Source organism: Pseudoxanthomonas sp. z9, assembly GCF_006542425.1.
Classification (GTDB): domain Bacteria; phylum Pseudomonadota; class Gammaproteobacteria; order Xanthomonadales; family Xanthomonadaceae; genus Pseudoxanthomonas_A.
Genome location: NZ_VFID01000003.1, coordinates 98,835 through 119,823, shown reverse-complemented (window position 1 = coordinate 119,823; position 20,989 = coordinate 98,835). Strand labels below are relative to the sequence as shown.

General features: G+C 66.1%; 16 protein-coding genes. 11 read left to right on the top strand and 5 right to left on the bottom strand.

Annotation, left to right across the window (positions count from 1 at the left end):
* Nucleotides 1-54: 54 nt before the first annotated feature.
* The 3 genes from lysS (at nucleotide 55) to FG323_RS03040 (ending at nucleotide 5,241) form a co-directional block, all read left to right on the top strand.
* Entirely contained in the window at nucleotides 55-1,578 is a 1,524-nt protein-coding gene (lysS, locus tag FG323_RS03050) for a lysine--tRNA ligase (protein ID WP_141452969.1), read from the top strand.
* A 381-nt stretch (nucleotides 1,579-1,959) separates the two neighbouring features.
* Complete coding sequence (locus FG323_RS03045; RefSeq protein WP_255470022.1) at nucleotides 1,960-3,045, top strand: two-component system response regulator; 1,086 nt, start codon at nucleotides 1,960-1,962, stop codon at nucleotides 3,043-3,045.
* 3 nt (nucleotides 3,046-3,048) lie between these two features.
* Entirely contained in the window at nucleotides 3,049-5,241 is a 2,193-nt protein-coding gene (locus FG323_RS03040; RefSeq protein WP_141452967.1) for an ATP-binding protein, read from the top strand.
* 120 nt (nucleotides 5,242-5,361) lie between these two features.
* On the opposite strand, the gene FG323_RS03035 is transcribed toward FG323_RS03040, so the two are convergent.
* Both FG323_RS03035 and FG323_RS03030 read right to left on the bottom strand, forming a co-directional pair.
* Nucleotides 5,362-6,228, bottom strand: coding sequence for a crotonase/enoyl-CoA hydratase family protein (locus tag FG323_RS03035; RefSeq protein ID WP_141452966.1), 867 nt, complete (start codon nucleotides 6,226-6,228; stop codon nucleotides 5,362-5,364).
* A gap of 232 nt (nucleotides 6,229-6,460) precedes the next feature.
* Nucleotides 6,461-8,152, bottom strand: a complete 1,692-nt coding sequence (locus FG323_RS03030; RefSeq protein WP_141452965.1) for a long-chain fatty acid--CoA ligase — start codon at nucleotides 8,150-8,152, stop codon at nucleotides 6,461-6,463.
* Between the two features lie 132 nt (nucleotides 8,153-8,284).
* Between FG323_RS03030 and FG323_RS03025 the strand changes: the two genes are divergently transcribed.
* Nucleotides 8,285-8,737 carry a nuclear transport factor 2 family protein gene (locus tag FG323_RS03025; RefSeq protein WP_255469996.1) on the top strand — a complete coding sequence of 151 codons (453 nt, stop codon included), beginning with the start codon at nucleotides 8,285-8,287 and terminating at the stop codon, nucleotides 8,735-8,737.
* Between the two features lie 10 nt (nucleotides 8,738-8,747).
* On the opposite strand, the gene FG323_RS03020 is transcribed toward FG323_RS03025, so the two are convergent.
* The 3 genes from FG323_RS03020 to FG323_RS03010 form a co-directional block, all read right to left on the bottom strand.
* Complete coding sequence (locus FG323_RS03020) at nucleotides 8,748-9,188, bottom strand: hypothetical protein (protein WP_141452964.1); 441 nt, start codon at nucleotides 9,186-9,188, stop codon at nucleotides 8,748-8,750.
* 1,629 nt (nucleotides 9,189-10,817) lie between these two features.
* A complete protein-coding gene (gene acnA, locus FG323_RS03015; protein WP_141452963.1) occupies nucleotides 10,818-13,577 on the bottom strand; it encodes an aconitate hydratase AcnA in 2,760 nt (919 codons plus the stop codon).
* Nucleotides 13,578-13,786: 209 nt separating this feature from the next.
* The gene (locus FG323_RS03010) at nucleotides 13,787-14,686 is read right to left on the bottom strand and encodes a LysR family transcriptional regulator (RefSeq protein WP_141452962.1); all 900 of its coding nucleotides are present in this window, start codon (nucleotides 14,684-14,686) and stop codon (nucleotides 13,787-13,789) included.
* A 91-nt stretch (nucleotides 14,687-14,777) separates the two neighbouring features.
* Between FG323_RS03010 and FG323_RS03005 the strand changes: the two genes are divergently transcribed.
* The 7 genes from FG323_RS03005 (at nucleotide 14,778) to FG323_RS02975 (ending at nucleotide 20,958) form a co-directional block, all read left to right on the top strand.
* Nucleotides 14,778-15,893 carry a 4-oxalomesaconate tautomerase gene (locus FG323_RS03005; RefSeq protein ID WP_141452961.1) on the top strand — a complete coding sequence of 372 codons (1,116 nt, stop codon included), beginning with the start codon at nucleotides 14,778-14,780 and terminating at the stop codon, nucleotides 15,891-15,893.
* A gap of 58 nt (nucleotides 15,894-15,951) precedes the next feature.
* Nucleotides 15,952-17,001, top strand: coding sequence for an ABC transporter substrate-binding protein (locus FG323_RS03000; protein ID WP_255469995.1), 1,050 nt, complete (start codon nucleotides 15,952-15,954; stop codon nucleotides 16,999-17,001).
* A 25-nt stretch (nucleotides 17,002-17,026) separates the two neighbouring features.
* On the top strand, nucleotides 17,027-17,875 hold the full coding sequence (locus FG323_RS02995; protein WP_220094119.1) for an ABC transporter ATP-binding protein: 849 nt from the start codon (nucleotides 17,027-17,029) through the stop codon (nucleotides 17,873-17,875).
* Complete coding sequence (locus tag FG323_RS02990) at nucleotides 17,859-18,632, top strand: ABC transporter permease (RefSeq protein WP_141452960.1); 774 nt, start codon at nucleotides 17,859-17,861, stop codon at nucleotides 18,630-18,632. The genes FG323_RS02995 and FG323_RS02990 overlap by 17 nt, the downstream gene beginning before the upstream one ends.
* Before the next feature lie 109 nt (nucleotides 18,633-18,741).
* Nucleotides 18,742-20,184, top strand: coding sequence for a porin (locus FG323_RS02985; protein ID WP_141452959.1), 1,443 nt, complete (start codon nucleotides 18,742-18,744; stop codon nucleotides 20,182-20,184).
* Nucleotides 20,185-20,297: 113 nt separating this feature from the next.
* Entirely contained in the window at nucleotides 20,298-20,543 is a 246-nt protein-coding gene (locus FG323_RS02980; RefSeq protein WP_141452958.1) for an AbrB/MazE/SpoVT family DNA-binding domain-containing protein, read from the top strand.
* Nucleotides 20,544-20,553: 10 nt separating this feature from the next.
* Complete coding sequence (locus FG323_RS02975; RefSeq protein WP_141452957.1) at nucleotides 20,554-20,958, top strand: type II toxin-antitoxin system VapC family toxin; 405 nt, start codon at nucleotides 20,554-20,556, stop codon at nucleotides 20,956-20,958.
* Nucleotides 20,959-20,989: the final 31 nt, after the last annotated feature.

The following is a 20,989-nucleotide window of genomic DNA, read 5'->3' as shown; positions in this document are numbered from 1 at the left end:
CGAGCCCGCGGTCCCGGCCGCACCCACCCACGTTTCCCCATCCATATTCCCGCCATGACCGAACAGACCCCCGTGCCGACGCCCCACGCCGACGAGAACAGCCTCATCGCCGAGCGCCGCGCGAAACTGACGGCGCTGCGCGGGCAGGGCATCGCCTATCCGAATGACTTCCGCCGCGCCGACTACGCCGGTGACCTGCAGGCCCAGTACGCCGATGGCGAGCTGTGGACCGCCGAGAGCCTGGAAGCGGCCAACCGCCGGGTCAGCGTCGCCGGCCGGCTGATGGCCAAGCGGGTGATGGGCAAGGCCAGCTTCGTGCAGATCCAGGACGAATCCGGCCGCCTGCAGCTGTTCCTGCAGGCCAACGCGCTGGGCGACACTTATGACGCCTTCAAGGGCTGGGACATCGGTGACATCGTCGCCGCCGAGGGCGCGCTGACCCGCACCAAGACCGGCGAACTGTCGGTCAAGGCCGACCGGCTGCGCCTGCTGACCAAGGCGCTGCGCCCGCTGCCGGACAAGTGGCACGGGCTTTCCGACGTCGAGCAGCGCTATCGCCAGCGCTACGTGGATCTGATCGTCACTCCGGAGGCGCGCGATGTCTTCATCAAGCGCTCGCGCATCATCCGCGCGATCCGCGAATGGCTGGACGCGCGCCGCTTCCTGGAAGTGGAAACGCCGATGATGCACTACATCCCCGGCGGCGCCGCGGCCAAGCCGTTCGTGACCCACCACAACGCGCTGGACATGGATCTCTACCTGCGGGTGGCGCCGGAGCTGTACCTCAAGCGGCTGGTGGTCGGCGGCCTGGAGCGCGTCTACGAGATCAACCGCAACTTCCGCAACGAAGGCGTCAGCACCCGCCACAATCCCGAATTCACCATGCTCGAGCTGTACGAGGCTTACGCCACGTACAACGAGATCATGGACCTGACCGAGTCGGTCATCCGCGACGTCGCCCACGAAGTGCTGGGCACCGGCGCGGTGAACTGGGAAGGCCAGGCCATCGACCTGGAGCCGGCGTTCCGCCGCTGGCGGATGGACGAGGCGGTGCGCCACCATAATCCCGAGATCAGCCTGGCCGACTGCACCGACCGCGAGGCCCTGGCGGGTCATTGCCAGCGCCTGAAGATCGCCATCAAGCCGTCCTACGGCTGGGGCAAGCTGCTGCTGGAGATCTTCGAGAAGACCGTCGAGCACACCCTGATCCAGCCGACCTTCATCACCGATCATCCGGTCGAGGTGTCGCCGCTGGCGCGCGCCAACGACAACGACCCGGGCTACACCGATCGTTTCGAGCTGTTCATCAACGGCAAGGAGCTGGCCAACGGTTTCTCCGAGCTCAACGATCCGGAAGACCAGGCCGCGCGCTTCCAGGCCCAGGTAGCGGCCAAGGAGGGCGGCGACGACGAGGCGATGCATTACGATGCCGACTACATCCGCGCCCTGGAAGTGGGCCTGCCGCCGACCGGCGGGCTGGGCATCGGCATCGACCGGCTGGTGATGCTGCTGACCGGTTCGGATTCGATCCGCGACGTGCTGCTGTTCCCGTACATGCGTCCGGAACACCACGGCTGACGCGAACGGTCGTGCCGCGACAGGCCAGGTGACGCGGTGGGTCGATTTGCAGGCCCGGAACCCGTCATCCACCGCGTCCGGACCTTGTGCGTGGCGCCCCTTCCGCGGCCGGAACCGTCCGTCCATTTTCGCCAAAATGCCCGCCCTGCGGGCATTTTGTGTGACTGCTATCCCGATTTCGTCCTCCTGGCGGCGACCTGAACCGCACTGGCACGCTTTCTGCGTCAAAAATCCCACGCTCCGTGGTTCGGCGTCGGGTTCCTGACCTGCCAACGACCGCGAATCCCCCGCAGCAGTGGTCAGCGACACACGCAGGAAACGGTTCCCATGCTAGATGCCAGCGCAGCCATCGCCGGAGTATCCTTGCCCGACAGTCACTTCATGTGGCCACAAGGGGCGGGAAGCGCTTTGAATATCGTCATCGTCGATGACCAGACTTCGGCGCGCACGATGCTGCGCCATGTAATCGAGGACATTGCCTCGGAACTGAGCGTGCACGACTTCGGGGATCCCCAGGTCGCGCTGGAATGGTGCGAGAAGAACCGCACCGATCTGCTGCTGCTGGACTACCGCATGCCGGGCATGGACGGGCTGGAATTCGCCCGCCGCTTCCGCCGGCTGCCGCTGCACCGCGACATTCCCATCATCCTGATCACCGTGGTCGGCGACGAGCCGATCCGGCAGGCGGCGCTGGAAGCCGGGGTCATCGATTTCCTGGTCAAGCCGGTCCGTCCGCGCGAACTGCGTGCCCGCTGCCGCAACCTGCTGCAACTGCGCCAGCAGTCCGAGAACGTCAAGCAGCGGGCCCTGTCGCTGGAACAGCGGCTGCTGTCGAGCATGCACGAGGTCGAGGAGCGCGAGCGCGAGACTCTGTCGCGGCTGGCCCGCGCCATCGAGTACCGCGACAGCGGCACCAGCGCCTACCTGGAGCGCATGGCCCACGTGGCCGCGCTGATCGCCGACGAACTGGGCCTGCCGGAGGACGAGGTCCGCGCCATCGAGCTGGCCGCCCCGCTGCACGACATGGGCAAGATCGCCATTCCCGATTCGGTGCTGATGAAGCCCGGTCCGTTGACCGATGACGAGACCGACGTGATGCGCCGGCACCCGAAGATCGGCCACCAGTTGCTGTCGGGCAGCCAGAACCGTTTCATCCAGACCGGCGCGATCATCGCGCTGCGCCACCACGAGCGCTACGACGGCAGCGGCTATCCCGATGGCCTGGTCGGCGACGAGATTCCGTTGGAAGCCAGGATAGTGGCGGTTGCGGACGTGTTCGACGCGCTGATTTCGCCCCGGCCCTACAAGAAGGCCTGGGAGAAGGACGCGGCGCTGGCGTACCTGTACGCCCAGCGTGGCCGCCTGTTCGACCCCTCCTGCGTGGATGCGCTCATCCGCGGGCGGGAACGTCTGGACGACATCTGCGAGCGCTACTCGACGGTGCAGAGCCGTCCAGGGATGGAATGAGTCATGGAACGCAATCTGGTCTCATGGATCAAGCATCGTCTGGCCAACCGGCCGGACAGTGAGCACGGCCAGACGGCGATCCGCGTGATCATCTTCACCGGCGTGATCGCCTACATGGGCATTGCCGCCCTGTACGGCACGCTGCCGCCGGACGTGTACCGCTGGTCCGCGACCATGAGCGGGGTCGGTGCCGCGGTCGGCCTCATGCTGTTCATCGCGATCCTGCTGGAGCCCGGCAAGTCGCACGTCCGCCGGGTCATCGGCATGCTCACCGACTACGGCCTGATGACCGTGGCGATGGTGCTCAAGGGCGAGCCGCTGGCCTGGCTGTACGTGATCCTGATGTGGGTGACGGTCGGCAACGGCCTGCGCTACGGCAACCGCTATCTGCTCGGCGCGGTCGCCTCGGCCTGCATCAGCTTCGGCATCGTGCTGACGGTCAGCCCGTACTGGCAGCAGAACCTCAATCTCGGCCTGGGCCTGTGGGTCGGCTTGATCGCGGTCCCGATGTACCTGTCCGGCCTGCTGCGCGACCTGACCCGCGCCACCGAGGAGGCGCGCCGGGCCAACGAGGCCAAGAGCCGCTTCCTGGCCAACATGAGCCACGAATTCCGCACGCCGCTCAATGGCCTGGCCGGCATGTCCGAACTGCTGGCGACCACCCGCCTGGACAGCGAGCAGCGCGAATGCCTGTCCACCATCCAGGCCTCCACCCGCAGCCTGCTGGCGCTGGTGGAGGACGTGCTCGACATCTCGGCCATCGAGGCCGGCAAGCTCAAGCTCAACGTGGTCGATTTCTCGCCACGCGAGCTGGTCGAGAGCATCGGCCTGATCCTGCTGCCGCAGGCGCGCGGCAAGCAGCTCAACTACGAAGTGCATTTCGACGACGACGTGCCCGCGGTGCTGCGCGGCGATTCCGGACACCTGCGCCAGGTCCTGCTGAACCTGGCCGGCAACGCGGTCAAGTTCACCGACAAGGGCGAAGTCCGCCTGCAGGTCGCGCTGGCCGGCAGTCCGAACCGGTTGCGCTTCACCGTCACCGATACCGGCATCGGCATTCCCGCTTCGGTCCGCGAACGCCTGTTCGAGGCCTTCGAGCAGGCCGACGTCAGCCTGGCACGCCGCTATGGCGGCACCGGCCTGGGCACGACCATCGCCAAGGGCCTGACCGAGGCGATGGGCGGCACCATCGGTTTCGAGAGCAGCGAACAGCGCGGCAGCTCGTTCTGGGTGGAATTGCCGTTCGAAGCCGTGCAGCCGCGCGAGGTCACTCCGGCCATCCAGGTGCCGGCAAACTGGCTCGACGACGCCAGCGGCAAGCCCGGCGCCGAAAACATCATCGCGTTCTCCGATCCGTTCCTGCGCCATCGCGCGCGGGTGCGCAGCATGCAGATCCTGGTCGCCGACGATCATGAGGCGAACCGGATGGTCGTGCAGCGCCTGCTGCAGAAGGCCGGCCACCGGGTGACCTGCGTCAATGGCGGCGAGGACGTGCTCAACGCCCTGGATTCATTCGACTACGATGCGGTCATCTGCGATCTGCACATGCCCGATGTCAGCGGCCTGGATCTGTTGAAGCAACTGCGGGTGATGGAAGCCGGCTCCGGCCAGCGCACGCCGGTGGTGATCCTGAGCGCCGACGTTACCCCGGACGCCATCCGCAACTGCGAACGCGCGGGTGCCCGCGCGTTCCTGGCCAAGCCGGTCGTGGCGACCCGCCTGCTGGATACGCTGGCGGAAATCGCCACCAACGGTTCGATCACGTCGCAGGCGCAAGCCCAGGCGCCGGTGCCGACCACCGCGATGCGGGCGGGCGACGAGATCCTCGACATGACCGTGCTGGACGAGCTCGGCGCGCTGGGCATGGGCGAAGCCTTCGAGCGCGAATTCATCGCGCAGTGCCTCAACGATGCCGACGGCTGCATCGGCGCGATGGCGCACGCGATGGAACATGGCCAGGGCGAACACCTGCGCGATCACGCGCACGCGCTGAAAGGCGTGGCCAGCAACCTGGGCCTGATCAAGCTGGCGGCGGCGGCGAGTGAACTGATGCGCCTGGCCGACTGGCAGATCGCGCGCGAGTGGCGGCAACGGCTGGCGGCGGTGAATTCCTATCTGGCCCAGGGCAGGGCGGCGCTGGAAGCACGCGAACGGTCACGCCATTCGCCCGACCATGGCAGCCACGAGCGCAACTGACCGGCGGTTGCGTGATGGCGGAAAGGGGATGGCTCAGGCGGGCGGCCACGGCCGTCCCGCCATCCGGGGAAGCATCGCGCAGTCCCCGCCCCCTGTAGTTGGCTGCGATTCGCTCGTCGATCAGGCGGCCTGCATGGCACGCTTTTCCTGCGCACGCACGATCCGCTCCATCATCCGCAGGGACTTGTCGCCAAGCGCCAGCGCGGTGTCGACCCACACTTCGGTGATGTTCATCAGTTCGTCGTAGCTGACGCGCTGGGCCAGGCCACGGACCGTGTTCATCGCCAGGTGCGAGTAGGGAGCGCGCTGCTGCTGGCGGATCAGGTCCTGCACGGCGGCTTCGCCCTGTCCCTTCGGCACCAGGATGTCGACCACGCCCATCTTGTAGAACTCGTCGCTGGAGTACATGTTGCCTTCCAGGATGATGCGTTCGGCCATCTGCGGCGACACCCGCTTGCACAGGAACGAGTAGGCGCCCATGCCCGGGAACAGGCCGAACAGGACTTCCGGCAGGCCCATTTCGACGCCTTCCTCGGCGACGATGGTGTGGCAGGCCAGCGCCATTTCCAGGCCGCCGCCCAGTGCGTCGCCCTGCAGCAGCGCGATCGTGCGCACGTCGCCGCCCAGCCCGGTGTGCAGCGTGTACACGCCATCGATGCAGCGGCGGGCATAGGCCAGCAGATGCTCGCGATCATTGGCGCGGATCAGCTTGGCGAACAGTTCCAGATCGCCACCCAGGTTGAAGGCGGGCGCCGAAGAGGCCAGCACGAAGTGGCGCAGGCGACCGGACTGGCGCTCGCTCTCGCGCAGGGTGATCGAAGAGGTGAAGCTCCACATTTCGTCCAGCAGTTCGCTGCGGAAGCACGGCCGGGAACCCTTGCCAGCGTCGTTGTGCATGTACATCCAATGGCTGTTGCCATCGGGCGCGGATTCCACCCGGATGGTGGAGAAATTGCGGGTGCGCTGCAGTTTTTCGACGTTGTTCATGACGACTCCTGGTGGCTTGTGGCCGATGGTGTGGGGATTGGTATTGGGGACGTGCTGGGCACGGCGCGATGCTACACCTGAACGGATAGTGAAAAGACGACGCACACTGACTGACCGGTCGAGGACAGCATTTATCCCTTCCCGTCGTTCATAAATGTGATGAGAATCTCAAATTTAACCCTAAAGTTTTGACCGGCAAAAAGAAAGGCCGGCTTGCGCCGGCCTTTCGATTTCAGCGGGTGGCCCCGGTCTGGGGCGGGTCCCGGAGCTCCTTGCGGAGGATTTTCCCGACATTGGTCTTCGGGAGTTCGGTCCGGAACTCGATGTAACGGGGCTGCTTGTAGCCGGTCAGGTTGTCCCGGCAATACGCCTTGATCTTCTCCTCGGTCAGGGCCGGGTCCTTCTTGACCACGAACACCTTGACCGCCTCGCCCGAGCGTTCGTCCGGGACGCCGATGGCGGCCACTTCCAGCACGCCTTCCAGGCCGGCGATGACGTCCTCCACTTCGTTCGGGTACACATTGAAGCCGGAGACCAGGATCATGTCCTTCTTGCGGTCGACGATATAGAAGAAGCCATCGGCATCCATCTTGGCCATGTCGCCGGTATGCAGCCAGCCGTCGGCGTCGACGACCTTGGCGGTTTCCTCCGGACGTTGCCAGTAGCCGCGCATCACCTGCGGTCCCTTGATGCACAGTTCACCGACTTCGCCGAGCGCGACCAGGTTGCCGTCGTCGTCCTTGAGGCAGGCATCGGTGGAGGGGATGGGCAGGCCGATGGCGCCGTTGTAATCCTTCAGATCCATCGGGTTGATGCAGGCCGCCGGCGCGGTCTCGGTCAGGCCGTAGGCTTCCACCAGGGTAATCCCGGTGACCTTCTTCCAGCGATCGGCCACGGCGCGCTGCACCGCCATGCCGCCGCCCAGGGTCAGGTGCAGGCGCGAGAAATCGACCTGGTCGAAGCCGGGCGTGTTCAGCAGGCCGTTGAACAGCGTGTTGACGCCGGTGATCGCGGTGAACTGGATCTTGCTGATCTCCTTGACGAAGTTCGGCATGTCGCGCGGATTGGTGATCAGGTGGTTGGACGCGCCGAATTTCATGAACACCAGACAGTTCGCGGTGAGCGCGAAGATGTGGTACAGCGGCAGCGCAGTGACGATCAACTCGCCGTCGGCCTTGACGTCGCGGCCGATCCAGGCCGATGCCTGCTGCATGTTGGCGACCATGTTGCGGTGGGTCAGCATCGCGCCCTTGGCCACGCCGGTGGTGCCGCCGGTGTACTGCAGGAAAGCGATGTCCTCCGGCGCGATCTCGATCTCGGGCAGGGTGTGCAGCCGGCCCAGGGTGAGCGTGTCCTTGAAGCGGACGGTGCCGGCGATGTCGTAGTCGGGCACCATCTTCTTGACGTACTTCAGCACGAAGTTGATCAGCGGCCCCTTCGGGAAGCCCAGCAGATCGCCCAGGCCGGTGGTGACGACCTGCTTGAGCGAGGTCAGGCCGGGAATGGCTTCCTGCACGGTCTTGCCGAAATTGTCCACGACCAGCAGCACGCTGGCGCCGGAATCCGACAACTGGTGGCGCAGTTCGCGCGGGGTATACATCGGGTTGACGTTGACCACCGTCAATCCGGCACGCAGCACGCCGAAGATGGCGACCGGGTACTGCAGGCAGTTGGGCATCATGATCGCGACGCGATCGCCCTTCTTCAGTTTCAGCTCGCCCAGCAGGTACGCGGCGAACTGCTTGCTGAGGGTGTCGATCTCGCCATAGGTCAGACTCTTGCCGAAGTTCGAGAACGCCGGACGATTGCGGTAACGGTCGATGGCCGTATCCAGCACCGAGACGATGGAGCGGTACTCATCCAGATCAATCTCGTGCGGAACGCCTTCCGGATAGCTCTTGAACCACGGACGGTCTTGACTCATCTTCTACTCCCTCCCCAGGGCCATGCTTCGGGTATGTTTGCAGTGTCGGCGCCTGCGCGCCGCGTGGGGTCCACGACAGGGAGCATACCGTTCCGGATGGAAAAGGCGAAGGGTGCAAAGCGCGTAATCCCGATGCCGCGATGGCATGCTGCGTTGCCTGGATGGGCCGGCGCGTTGCTGGCGGTGATGCTGGCGCTGGCCGGGTGCGGCCGGAGCTCGCCGGAGCAGCAATTGCGCGATCAATTCGCCGCCTTGCAGCAGGCGGTCGAGCAGCGCCGGCCGGCCGACGCGATGGACGGCGTCGCCGACGACTTCTCCGGTCCCGGAGGCATGGATCGTGCTGCGTTGCACAACCTGCTGCGCGCGCAGTTGCTGGCCCGCGACAGTGTCGGAGTGACCACGGGGCCGCTGGAAGTCAGCCTGCAGGGCGAAACCGCGACCATTCGTTTTGATGCGCTGCTGACCGGTTCCGGCCGCGGCCGTTGGCTGCCGGACAGCGCGCAGTCCTATCACGTCACCACCGGCTGGCGCCGGGAGGGCGGCGATTGGCGGATCCATTACGCCGAATGGCGGGCAGGCCCGTGATGCAACCGGATCAACGGCAACGCAGGTAGGGGGAGCCGGCGACCAGCGCCCGGTTGCGCGGTGACAGCGGGGAGCCACCGGTGTATCCCTCGTCGTGCGGCGTCACGGTCAGCACCCCCGGCTTCTCATCCGCGTTGAAGGTCATCAGCACCGGATAGGCGCCTTCGCGCCCGAACGGAAAGAACCACTGGCTGCTGCCTTCATAGAAATTGCCGCCGTAGCTGGCCGCGTATTCCAGGCGCGCCACCCGTTCATTGCGTCCTTCGACCTCGAAGGCCATACCGCCCGCGTCGATGGCGATTCTCGGCTGCCGTTGGCAGTCGCCGCCGGGCGCGTAACGGCCCTGCAGGTTCGGGAAATCCTTCATGCCGGTGATCTCGACGGCATGGGCAGCCGGGATCCAGGCAACCGAAAGCAGCAACAGCCAGCAGGATGACAGCGATGCGCGCATGGCACGTCCCCACGGACCGGCGAATCCGGTCCTGTCTCCGGATGCCACGTCGAGCCCGCCCGAAACCGGCAACCGCCAGGCGGAAACCGCGGAATCCCGGAGCACGACCCGTCAGCGACGACCCAATCTTGTGGGAGCGACGTCAGTCGCGATAGCCGGGAACACAAGCGCTTCGCGACTGACGTCGCTCCCACATGAAAAATCACCGGCGGTAGGAGCGACGTCAGCCGCGACCGGAATAGCTCGCCTACCTGCCGCGGTCGCGACTCACGTCGCTCCTACGGGGAAGACCGCGTCGCCGGATCCCAACAAGCTTTACCGAAGCAGGCAACCGCCAGGCGGAAACCGCGGAATCCCGGAGCACGCCCCGTCAGCGGCGACCCAATCTTGTGGGAGCGACGTCAGTCGCGATAGCCGGGAACACAAGCGCTTCGCGACTGACGTCGCTCCCACATGAAAAATCACCGGCGGTAGGAGCGACGTCAGCCGCGACCGGAATAGCTCGCCTACCTGCCGCGGTCGCGACTCACGTCGCTCCTACGGGGAAGACCGCGTCGCCGGCTCCCAACAAGCTTGATCGAAGCAGGCAACCGCTAGGCGGAAGCCACGGAATCCTGGAGCACGACCCGTCAGCGACGACCCAATCTTGTGGGAGCGACGTCAGTCGCGATAGCCGGGAACACAAGCGCTTCGCGACTGACGTCGCTCCCACATGAAAAATCACCGGCGGTAGGAGCGACGTCAGCCGCGACCGGAATAGCTCGCCTACCTGCCGCGGTCGCGACTCACGTCGCTCCTACGGGGAAGACCGCGTCGCCGGATCCCAACAAGCTTTACCGAAGCAGGCAACCGCCAGGCGGAAACCGCGGAATCCCGGAGCACGCCCCGTCAGCGACGACCCAATCTTGTGGGAGCGACGTCAGTCGCGATAGCCGGGAACACAAGCGCTTCGCGACTGACGTCGCTCCCACATGAAAAATCACCGGCGGTAGGAGCGACGTCAGCCGCGACCGGAATAGCTCGCCTACCTGCCGCGGTCGCGACTCACGTCGCTCCTACGGGGAAGACCGCGTCGCCGGATCCCAACAAGCTTGATCGAAGCAGGCAACCGCTAGGCGGAAGCCACGGAATCCTGGAGCACGACCCGTCAGCGACGACCCAATCTTGTGGGAGCGACGTCAGTCGCGATAGCCGGGAACACAAGCGCTTCGCGACTGACGTCGCTCCCACATGAAAAATCACCGGCGGTAGGAGCGACGTAAGTCGCGACCGGAATAGCTCGCCTACATGCCGCGGTCGCGACTCACGTCGCTCCTACGGGGAAGAGCGCGTCGCCGGATCCCAACAAGCTTGATCGAAGCAGGCAACCGCTAGGCGGAAGCCACGGAATCCTGGAGCACGACCCGTCAGCGACGACCCAATCTTGTGGGAGCGACGTCAGTCGCGATAGCCGGGAACACAAGCGCTTCGCGACTGACGTCGCTCCCACATGAAAAATCACCGGCGGTAGGAGCGACGTAAGTCGCGACCGTAATACGTCCACCTGTATGTAGCCGTCGCGACTCACGTCGCTCCTGCAGGAAGGACGTGGGCGCCCGAAGCTCGCGGGAGCATCGGGCGCCGTTTCGTTCAAGCCGCCTTGCGCGCCGCCAACTGGCGGAGCACGTAGTGCAGCAGGCCGCCGTGACGGAAGTACTCGACTTCCTTCGGCGTCAGCAGCAGCACCTTGACCTGGAACCGTACTTCCTGGCCATCGGCGCGGCGGGCAGTGACGGTGGCGACTTTGGATGCCCCGTCCTGCAGGCCGGCGATGTCGAACACTTCCGACCCATCCAGGCCCAGGGTCTGCGCGTTCTGGCCCTCGATGAACTGCAGCGGCAGCACGCCCATCCCGACCAGGTTGGAGCGGTGGATGCGCTCGAAGCTTTCGGCGAACACCGCCTTGACCCCGAGCAGGTTGGTGCCCTTGGCCGCCCAGTCGCGCGAGGAGCCAGTGCCGTATTCCTTCCCTGCCAACACCACCAGCGGCACGCCGTCGGCCTTGTACTTCATCGCCGCATCGTAGATCGACAGCTTCTCCGGCGTTCCGCCAGCCGGCGGGTGGTACAGGGTATTGCCGCCTTCCTCGCCCCCGAACATCAGGTTCTTGATGCGGATGTTGGCGAAGGTGCCGCGCACCATCACGTCGTCGTTGCCACGGCGGCTGCCGTAGCTGTTGAAGTCCACCGGCTGCACGCCGCGCGAGATCAGGAAACGACCCGCGGGCGAATCCTTCTTGATGTTGCCGGCCGGCGAGATGTGGTCGGTGGTGATGGAATCGCCAAACAAGCCGAGCACGCGCGCGTCATGCACATCGTCGATGCCGCCGGTCGCCATGGTCATGCCGTCGAAGTAGGGCGGATTCTTGATGTAGGTCGAATCCGAATCCCAGGCGTACAGATCGCCGTCGGGTGAGGCGATGGTGTTCCAGCGGGTATCGCCCTTGAACACGTCGGCATAGTTCTTGGCGAACATTTCCGGGCCGATGGTGCGGGCGATGAAGTCGCCGATCTCGCTGTTGCTCGGCCAGATGTCCTTCAGGTAGACCGGCTGGCCGTCGCTGCCGATGCCCAGCGGTTCGGTGGTCAGATCGATATCGGTGGTGCCGGCGATGGCGTAGGCGACCACCAGCGGCGGCGAGGCCAGGTAGTTCATCTTCACTTCCGGATGCACGCGGCCTTCGAAGTTGCGGTTGCCCGACAGCACCGAGGTCACCACCAGGTCGCCGGTGGCGATGCCGGCGCTGACTTCCACCGGCAGCGGACCGGAGTTGCCGATGCAGGTGGTGCAGCCATAGCCGACCACGTAGAAGCCCAGCTTCTCCAGGTCGTCCAGCACGCCGGCCTTTTCCAGGTAGTCGGTGACCACGCGCGAGCCCGGTCCCAATGAGGTCTTGACCCACGGCTTGCGGTTAAGGCCCTTGGCCGCGGCGTTGCGGGCGAGCAGGCCGGCGCCGATCATCACCGCCGGGTTGGAGGTGTTGGTGCAGGAGGTGATCGCGGCGATGACCACGGCGCCGTCCTTCAGCCGCACCTTCTGGCCTTCGGTCTCGATGTCGGCGTAGCCGCGGCTCAGCGCCTCGTTGCCCACCGCCGAACCGCCGCCCTCGGCGACGAAGTCGGAGATCGCCTCGCTGCGCTTGTCGCGCGCCTCGGCGAACGGTTGCAGGTTGTCGCGGAAGTTCTGCTTCACGTCTTCCAGCAGCACGCGATCCTGCGGACGCTTGGGGCCGGCCAGCGACGGCTTCACGTCGCCCATGTCCAGGTGCAGGGTGGCGCTGTACTGCGCGTGCGGACTGTCGGCGTCGTGCCAAAGGCCCTGCGCCTTCGCGTAGGCTTCGACCAGCGCGATTTGCGCCTCGCTGCGACCTGACAGGCGCAGGTAGTTCAGCGATTCGGCGTCGATCGGGAAGATGCCGCAGGTGGCGCCGTACTCGGGCGCCATGTTGCCGATGGTGGCGCGGTCGGCCAGCGGCAGGTGCTGCAGGCCATCGCCATAGAACTCGACGAACTTGCCGACCACGCCCAGCTTGCGCAGCATCTGGGTGACGGTCAGCACCAGGTCGGTGGCGGTGGCGCCTTCGGGCAGCTTGCCGGTCAGTTTGAAGCCGACCACCTGCGGGATCAGCATCGAGGAGGGCTGGCCGAGCATGGCCGCCTCGGCCTCGATGCCGCCGACGCCCCAGCCCAGCACGCCGATGCCGTTGATCATCGTGGTGTGCGAGTCGGTGCCGAACACGGTGTCCGGATAGGCGATGGCCTCGCCGTCCTTCTGCGCGGTCATCACCACCCGGGCGAGGTTTTCCAGGTTCACCTGGTGGACGATGCCGGTGTTGGGCGGCACCACCTTGAAGTTGTCGAACGCCTTCTGGCCCCAGCGCAGGAAGCTGTAGCGTTCCTTGTTGCGGTCGAACTCGATCTTGCCGTTCAGATCCAGCGCGTCCGGCTTGCCGAACACGTCCACCTGCACCGAGTGGTCGATGACCAGTTCGGAGGGGATCAGCGGATTGATCTGGTCGGGGTTGCCGCCCAGCTTCACCACCGCGTCACGCATCGCGGCCAGGTCGACCACGCAGGGCACGCCGGTGAAGTCCTGCAGGACCACGCGCGCCGGCATGAACGCGATTTCGGTGTCCGGCTCGCGGGTGGCATCCCATTTCGCGACCGCCTCGATGTGCTCCGGGGTGACGCTGACCCCGTCCTCGCAGCGGAGCAGGTTCTCCAGCAGGATCTTCATCGAGTAGGGCAGGCGGGCGATGTCGAAGCGCTGGCCCAGCGTGGGCAGGCTGAAGTAGGTGTAGGACTGGCCGTTGACGTCGAGACGGCTGCGGGTGGAGAAAGAGTCGCTCATGCGGGGTGCTCCTTTGCGAATGCTGGCGATGGCAACGGCCATGGACCGAATGCTTGCGGGACGCAGGCGCCGGCGTGGGGAACCGCGGGCGGCACGCCGGATTGTCCCTCAAATGGTGTTGCAGATGGAATCAGGCAAGGGCCGGTGGTGGATCGCAGTGTTGCCGGAAAGGGCTTGCCAGGGGATCGAGGGGAGGATGGACTGGACGCTTATCCTCCCTTCCAGAGGCGCTTGAGGGTATGCAGGAACTCCTCGGCGCCCGGTGACAGCTGCGCGCCGCGTCGACGCACCACGCCGATCGTCCGCGAAACCACCGGATTGGCGAGCGGGCGCGTCACCAGGATCGCATGTTCGCCGCGCGGCGTGGCCATCTTCGGCAGCACCGAGATGCCGACACCGGCTTCGACCAGTCCGAGCGAGGTGGACAGGTGGGTGACTTCGTAGAACCAGTTCAGCCGCAGGTTCTCGCGCGCAAGCGCGCCATCGAGCAGCGTGCGGTTGCCGCTGGTGCGGTGCACGGTGATGAGCCGATGCGGCGCCAGGTCGCTCCAGCTCACCTTGCGCTTGCGGGCGAGCGGATGATCGCGCCGGCACGCCAGCACGAAAGGATCCTCGACCAGGGCGTCGAACACCAGATCCGGATCCGAAGCACCCATGAAGTTGATGCCGAACTCGACTTCGCCGCGCTCCACCGCCTGCAGGCCCTCGGTGGCCGGCAGATCCAGGATGCGGAAGCGTACCTGCGGATGATCCTGCTGGAAGCGCGCGATGACGCTGGGCAGGAAGTAGAACGCCGCGGTCGGCAGGCAGGCGATGGTGACTTGCCCGCCGCGATGCTGGTCACTGCCGCGCAACGAAAACAGCGAGCCGTCGAACTCTTCGATGAGTCGCCTCACCAGCGGCAGCAGATCCTGTCCGAGCGCTGTCGGCACGACATGGCGGGTGGTCCGCTCCAGCAAGGGGGCACCGACGTTCTGTTCGAGCTTCTGGATGCGCCGGCTGAGCGCGGGCTGGGAAAGATGCAGGGTTTCCGCGGCGCGATGGAAGCTGCGGGTTTCGCTCACCAACAGGAATGCACGCAGGTCGAGGATTTCGCAATTGATGCTCATGGCCTATCAATAATCGAAAAATTTGCAATTCTCAAATCGGCCGTGCCCATGCCAGTATCGAATCATGTTCTTGAATTAATGTGATTTTTGCATGGATCCGGTCGCCGAATCGAATGACCTGCTCAGCCTGCCTTGCGTGCTCATGCGCGGCGGCACCTCGAAGGGTCCGTTCTTCCTGGCGTCGGATCTGCCTGCGGAACCGGCGCTGCGCGATCGCCTCCTGCTGGCGGTGATGGGGGCGGGGCATCCGCTCCAGATCGACGGCATCGGTGGCGGCAACGCGCTCTCCAGCAAGGTGGCCATCGTGGATCGCGCCAGTCGCCAGGATGCCGATGTCGACTATCTGTTCGCGCAGGTCGTGAGTGATCGCCAGGTCGTGGACACCAGTCCCAACTGCGGCAACATGCTCGCGGCGGTGGCGCCGTTCGCGATCGAAGCCGGCCTGGTCGCCGCCCGGCACCCGCAGACCCGGGTGTGCATCCACAACGTCAACACCGGCAAGCTGATCCGCGCCACCGTGCAGACCCCGCAGGGCAGGGTGTCCTATCGCGGCGACACCCGTATCGCCGGGGTTCCCGGGCAGGCCGCGCCGATCACGCTGTCGTTCCTGGATGCGGCGGGAACCCGGACCGGCGCGCTGTTGCCCACCGGCGCGCCGCGCGAAAGGATCGATGGCGTCGACGTGAGTTGCGTGGATTGCGCGATTCCAATGGTGCTGATGCAGGCATCGGATCTGGGCCTGTCGGGAGACGAATCGCCGGCGCGGTTGAATGCCGACGCCGCGCTGTTGCGCCGACTGGAAGCCATCCGGGTCGAGGCGGGCCAGCGGATGGGCATCGCCGACGCCGGCGAACGGGTGATTCCCAAGCCGGTGCTGCTGTCGCGTCCGGACTCCGGCGCGGCGTTGCGGGTGCGCTACTTCATGCCGCATCAGTGCCATAGCGCACTGGCCATCACCGGCGCTGTCGGCATCGCGACCGCCGCGGTGACCGCAGGTACCGTCGCGCACGCGCTGGCGGGACGGCGGGAAGCCGTGGGTCCGCTGCTGCTGGAACATCCGGGCGGATGCCTGGAGGCGGTACTGGAGCGCGAGGCGCCGGACGCGCCCGTCGTGGTCAGCGTCGTGCGTACGGCGCGGCGCCTGTTCGAAGGCCGGGTGTTCGCCGGCGCGCCGCGCCGGGACGCGCGGCGCAGCCAGGCGGCCTGAGCCGACTGGCACCACGGACGGTCGTATTCGATTCACGAACTCTCCGGGAGGGGAAAACATGTACAAGGCAATGCTGGGTATCGGCGCGACGGCGCTGTTGCTGTTGGGTGGTTGTGGTGGCGCATCCGCGCCGGGAGGCGGGGCGGAAGGCGGCACGCCGGCGCAGGGCCAGCAGGAAGTGCGCATCAGCGTCGGTTCCTACAACCTCAACAACCTGCCGTTCTTCATCGCCGACGCGCAGGGTTATTTCAGCGACGAAGGTCTGAAAGTACGCACGGAGAACTTCGCCCAGGGTGGTTCCAAGGTGCTGCAGGCGCTGGTAGCCGGTTCCACCGACGTGGCGGTGGGCTTCTACGATCACACCATCCAGATGCAGGCCAAGGGCAAGGCGGTCACCGCCTTCGTGCTGCTGTCGCGCAATTCCGGACTGGTGCTGGCCGGCGGCAACGACAGCCGCTTCGACCCGGCCCGCCCCGAAACCATCCGCGGCGCGCGCGTGGGCATCACCGCGCCGGGGTCGTCCTCGGACTTCTTCGTCCGCTACTACCTGGAGCGACATGGCATCCCGGTATCGGAAGTGTCGCTGATCGGCGTGGGTTCCGGCGCGGCCGCAGTGGCCGCCCTGCAACAGGGCAAGGTGGATCTGCTGGTCAACTACGACCCGGCGGCGACCCTGATCCAGGAGCGCGGGGTCGGTCGGATCCTCATCGACGCGCGCAGCGATGCCGGCGCGCGCGAAGTCTACGGCGGCGTCTATCCGACCTCGGTGCTGTATGCGCAGCAGTCCTTCATCGACGCGAATCCCGGGGCCATCGCGAAGATCGTCCGCGCCGAACAGCGGGCCCTGAAGTTCATCGCCGAGAGCAGCGCCGATGCCATCGTCGCCGCGCTTCCCGACAGCTACGTCTCCGGCGACCGCGCCACCTATGTCAAGGCGGTGGAAGCGGCCCGCGCCATCTTCTCCCTGGACGGCCGCTTCAACGAAGCCGACATGGCCACGCCCCTGGCGGTACTCAGCGAGTTCAACGCCGACGTCGCCGCGACCAAGGTCGATCTGGCGCGTACCTATACCAACCGGTTCGTCGAGCCGTACTCGGCGAAACACTGACACTTTTGTCTGGGAGGGCAATGTCATGACAGCAGTTGCACAGGCGCGTCCGCGCCAGGAGGCGCCACCGGCGGCGGTCACGGTCGCCGAACCGGCACGCACGATGGTCGCGATCGAGCGGATGACGATGGCGTTCGGCGACTTCGTCGCGGTGCGCGATGTCGACATCCGGGTGGGTGACGGCGAGTTCCTCGCCATCGTCGGCCCCACGGGCTGCGGCAAGAGCACCATCCTCAATGCGGTGGCGGGCTTGTTGGCGCCGGCGTCGGGCGGCGTGGCCATCGACGGCCGCGTGGTGGCCGGTGTGCAGGACAGCGTGGGCTACCTGTTTCAGCAGGACGCGCTGCTGCCGTGGAAGACCGCGCTGGAAAACGTCGAACTGGGCCTGCGTTTCCGCGGCGTGCCCGCAGTCGAACGGGGCCGGCGCGCGCGCGATTGGCTGGCCAAGGTCGGACTGTCCGGTTTCGAAAACCGCTACCCGCACCAGCTTTCGGGTGGACAGCGCAAGCGCGTGCAGATGGCGCAGGCGCTGATCGTGAAGCCCAAGGTGATCCTGATGGACGAGCCGTTCTCGGCGCTGGACATCCATACCCGCCACCTCATGCAGAACGAACTGCTGCGCCTGTGGCAGGAGGATCGGCGCTCGGTGATCCTGATTACCCATGATCTGGAAGAAGCCATTGCCCTGGGCGATCGGGTGGTGGTGCTGGCGTCGGGGCCCGGCAGCCGGGTGGTGGAGAGTTTTCACGTGCCGCTGGAACGGCCGCGCAACGTGGCCGAGATCAAGCTGGATCCGCGCTTCACCGATCTGTATCGCGACATCTGGGCCTGCCTGCGGGGCGAAGTGGAGAAAAGCTATGCGTACGGGGACTGAGCGGCTGATCCAGGCCGCCCTGGTGGTGGTGGTGTTCGGGGGCTGGCAGGCCGGCGTGGCCACACGGATCATCGATCCGTTCTTCTTCCCGGCGCCCTGGGACATCGTTGGGCAGATGTACGAATGGTTGAGCGATACCGGTTTCTACAAACATGTGTCGGTGACCCTGACCGAGACCGCGCTGGGCTATGTCATCGGCACCGTGCTGGGCGTGGTCGGCGGCGTCTGGCTGGGATTGAACCGGACCGCGGCGCGAATCCTGGATCCCTTCATCAAGAGCTTCAACGCGATTCCGCGGGTGGTGCTGGCGCCGATCTTCGTGCTGTGGCTGGGCCTGGGACTGTGGTCGAAGGTGGCGCTGGCGGTGACGCTGGTGTTCTTCATCACCTTCTTCAACGCGATGCAGGGCGTGCGCGAGGTCAATCCCACCGTGCTGGCGAATGCGCGTATCCTCGGGGCCAGCCGGCGTGATCTGCTCCGCCATGTGTATTTTCCGGCCGCCGCGAGCTGGATCCTGTCCTCGCTGCGCACCTCCGTGGGTTTCGCGGTGGTGGGCGCGATCATCGGTGAGTATCTCGGTGCTTCGGCGGGGCTGGGCTATCTGATCGCCCAGGCCGAAGGGAACTTCAACGCGGTCGGCGTGTTCGCCGGCATCGTCATCCTGGCGATGTTCGTCCTGGTGATCGATCGCATCCTCGACATCGCCGAAGGCCGGCTCATCACCTGGCGTCCCGACGCGCAGGGCGCGAACCGCTGACGTTTTCCGGTCCGCGCCGGTTCCGGCGCGGATCTCCCCCTTTCCATCGTTCCCACCGTTGCCGGCGGCCGCCATGCCGAGGGTGGCGGCTTGCCTGGAGAAACCAACCATGACGAATCTTGTGGGCAATACCCGCCTGCTGGCAGCCGCGATCACGCTGGCCCTGAGTGGAACACCATTGCTGGCCTGCGCGCAGGAAGCAGCTAGGCACCCGGGTTCCGCCGATGCATCGACCACCGGACTGGTCCGCTTGATCGAACAGCAATCGCAGCGCATCGCGACGCTGGAAGCGCGACTGGCCGCGCTTGAAGATGCGGCGGGCGAGGGCACGCCAGCCGGACCCGCACAGGAGGCCGGTTCCTTGGAGGCGCGACTGGTCACGCTCGAAGTCGACCAGGCGCGGCAGCCGAAAGTGAGCTGGTCCAAGGGCGCTCCCGAATTCACGAGCGCGGATGGCAAGGCTCGCTTTCGCCCGCGAGGTCGATTCTTCGTCGATGCCTCGTCCACCGGCGGCTCCGATCATGCGCAGCGCAATCTGTCCGGCACCGAAATCCGCTCCGCGCGCCTGGGCGTCGAAGGTCGCCATGGCTCGCTGGGCTACGTGGTGGAAGGGGAATTCGCCGGCAACACGGTGGCGTGGAAGTCGGCGTATGCGGCCTTCGACCATCGCCTGTTCGGGCATGACGCAGAGCTTTCCATCGGCCATCGCTTGAACGAGCGCGGCCTGGATGGCAGCAGCAGTACCGCCAACACCCCGTTCCAGAGCCGCAATCTGGTCGGTGCGGTGATCATGCCGCAGCGCGGTTCATTCGGATTGGGCGTGATGCAGAAGATCCACGGCGCGAACTGGCATGCCGCGCTGCAGGTCAGCGGCAACAGCCTGGATAACCCGGGCGACGGCAACGACGGACTGACCTACGCGCTGCGGGCGCACTGGAACCCCGTGCGCTCGGAAGGGGGCACGATTCACTTGGGCGGCTGGGCCTTTCACGAGGAAATCCGCGGCACCGCGCGGGTAATGCGCAATGCGGCCATCGCCGGCCCCTTCAACGATCAGGTGCGGATCGGCAGCGGGCGCGTGCAGGGGGCCGAGCGGGGCGACGGCCACGGACTGGAACTGGCCGGCTTTTCCGGGCCGTTCTGGGCGTATGCCGAGTGGGGGCGCCGCGGCTTGAAGGGACGCGAGGCCAGTGGTGACTACCACCGGCATCACGACGCCCACGCGTTTTCGATGGGCTGGTTCCTGCAGGGCGCCGGTCCGGCGTACTCGGCCAAGACGGGCACCTGGGGGCGGGTCAAGGTCGCGGATCCGATCACCGCCGGAGGCGGGGGTGCCTGGGAGCTGAAGGCCCGCTACGAGGCAGCCGACTACCGGGATCTGCCCGGCGGCGGGCAGGGCAGTGGCTGGACCGTCGGCACCAACTGGTATCTGAACGACTGGAGCCGGGTGATGCTGGACGCAGTGCGCTGGCGCAGCGAGAACCGCTCCGGGACATGGCCGGGGCCGGATCGGGGTTATACGGTCAATTTGAGGTTCCAGTTGGCGTTCTGACCTCGCGGCGAGGGCCGTGTGACGGACTTCACAGCCCGTTTCCGTTGCGTGGGACCGCTTGGGTATGCATCCGAAAGTATGTATAATTCGTGCATACTTTCCCGGAGCCGCCCATGGAAGCGACCGTCGCCGAACGTGGCCAGATCACCCTGCCCAAGGCCGTGCGTGACGCCTTGGGACTGACCAAAGGCAGCGTGCTCAAGGTCGAGCTGGAAGGCAGTCGGATCATCCTGCGCAAGAGCGTGGACGATGCCATCTCGCGCGCCCGTGGGCGCTTCAAGCTCGACGGTTTCGACAGCACCGACGCGGCCATGCGCGCCCTGCGCGGCCACGCGCCCGGCGAGATGCCGGAACAGTGAGGCCGACGCGATGATCGCCCTGGATTCCTCCGTCCTCATCGATCTGCTGGCCGACGGCCCGCAGGCCGACGCCGCCGAGGCCTGCCTGCGGCAGTGCCTGAGCGCCGGACCGGTCGTGATCTGCGAGGTCGCCCTGGCCGAAGTGTGCAGCGCGTTGCGCGATGGTTCCGAGGCGCTGGCGGTGCTGGAGGAAATGAGCATCCGTTTCAGCGCGCTGGAAGCCAAGTCGGCGCTGCGCGCTGGCGAGATGCAGCGCCGCCACCGCCAGCGCGACGGTGCCAGCCACCGCGCCGCGCCCGATTTCCTGATCGGCGCCCACGCGCTGCTCCAGTGCAATGGCCTGATCACCCGCGACGATCGGTTCTACCGTGAATACTTCAAGGGACTGAAGTTGATCGTTCCCGCCGCGGAATAAGTCCCACCCGTTGTTTCCCGTCACCTCACCG

Coding starts and splice junctions, on each gene's coding strand:
- lysS (WP_141452969.1), top strand. CDS start 55: ATGACCGAACAGACCCCCGTGCCGACGCCCCACGCCGACGAGAACAGC.
- FG323_RS03045 (WP_255470022.1), top strand. CDS start 1,960: ATGTGGCCACAAGGGGCGGGAAGCGCTTTGAATATCGTCATCGTCGAT.
- FG323_RS03040 (WP_141452967.1), top strand. CDS start 3,049: ATGGAACGCAATCTGGTCTCATGGATCAAGCATCGTCTGGCCAACCGG.
- FG323_RS03035 (WP_141452966.1), bottom strand. CDS start 6,228: ATGAACAACGTCGAAAAACTGCAGCGCACCCGCAATTTCTCCACCATC.
- FG323_RS03030 (WP_141452965.1), bottom strand. CDS start 8,152: ATGAGTCAAGACCGTCCGTGGTTCAAGAGCTATCCGGAAGGCGTTCCG.
- FG323_RS03025 (WP_255469996.1), top strand. CDS start 8,285: ATGCCGCGATGGCATGCTGCGTTGCCTGGATGGGCCGGCGCGTTGCTG.
- FG323_RS03020 (WP_141452964.1), bottom strand. CDS start 9,188: ATGCGCGCATCGCTGTCATCCTGCTGGCTGTTGCTGCTTTCGGTTGCC.
- acnA (WP_141452963.1), bottom strand. CDS start 13,577: ATGAGCGACTCTTTCTCCACCCGCAGCCGTCTCGACGTCAACGGCCAG.
- FG323_RS03010 (WP_141452962.1), bottom strand. CDS start 14,686: ATGAGCATCAATTGCGAAATCCTCGACCTGCGTGCATTCCTGTTGGTG.
- FG323_RS03005 (WP_141452961.1), top strand. CDS start 14,778: ATGGATCCGGTCGCCGAATCGAATGACCTGCTCAGCCTGCCTTGCGTG.
- FG323_RS03000 (WP_255469995.1), top strand. CDS start 15,952: ATGTACAAGGCAATGCTGGGTATCGGCGCGACGGCGCTGTTGCTGTTG.
- FG323_RS02995 (WP_220094119.1), top strand. CDS start 17,027: ATGACAGCAGTTGCACAGGCGCGTCCGCGCCAGGAGGCGCCACCGGCG.
- FG323_RS02990 (WP_141452960.1), top strand. CDS start 17,859: ATGCGTACGGGGACTGAGCGGCTGATCCAGGCCGCCCTGGTGGTGGTG.
- FG323_RS02985 (WP_141452959.1), top strand. CDS start 18,742: ATGACGAATCTTGTGGGCAATACCCGCCTGCTGGCAGCCGCGATCACG.
- FG323_RS02980 (WP_141452958.1), top strand. CDS start 20,298: ATGGAAGCGACCGTCGCCGAACGTGGCCAGATCACCCTGCCCAAGGCC.
- FG323_RS02975 (WP_141452957.1), top strand. CDS start 20,554: ATGATCGCCCTGGATTCCTCCGTCCTCATCGATCTGCTGGCCGACGGC.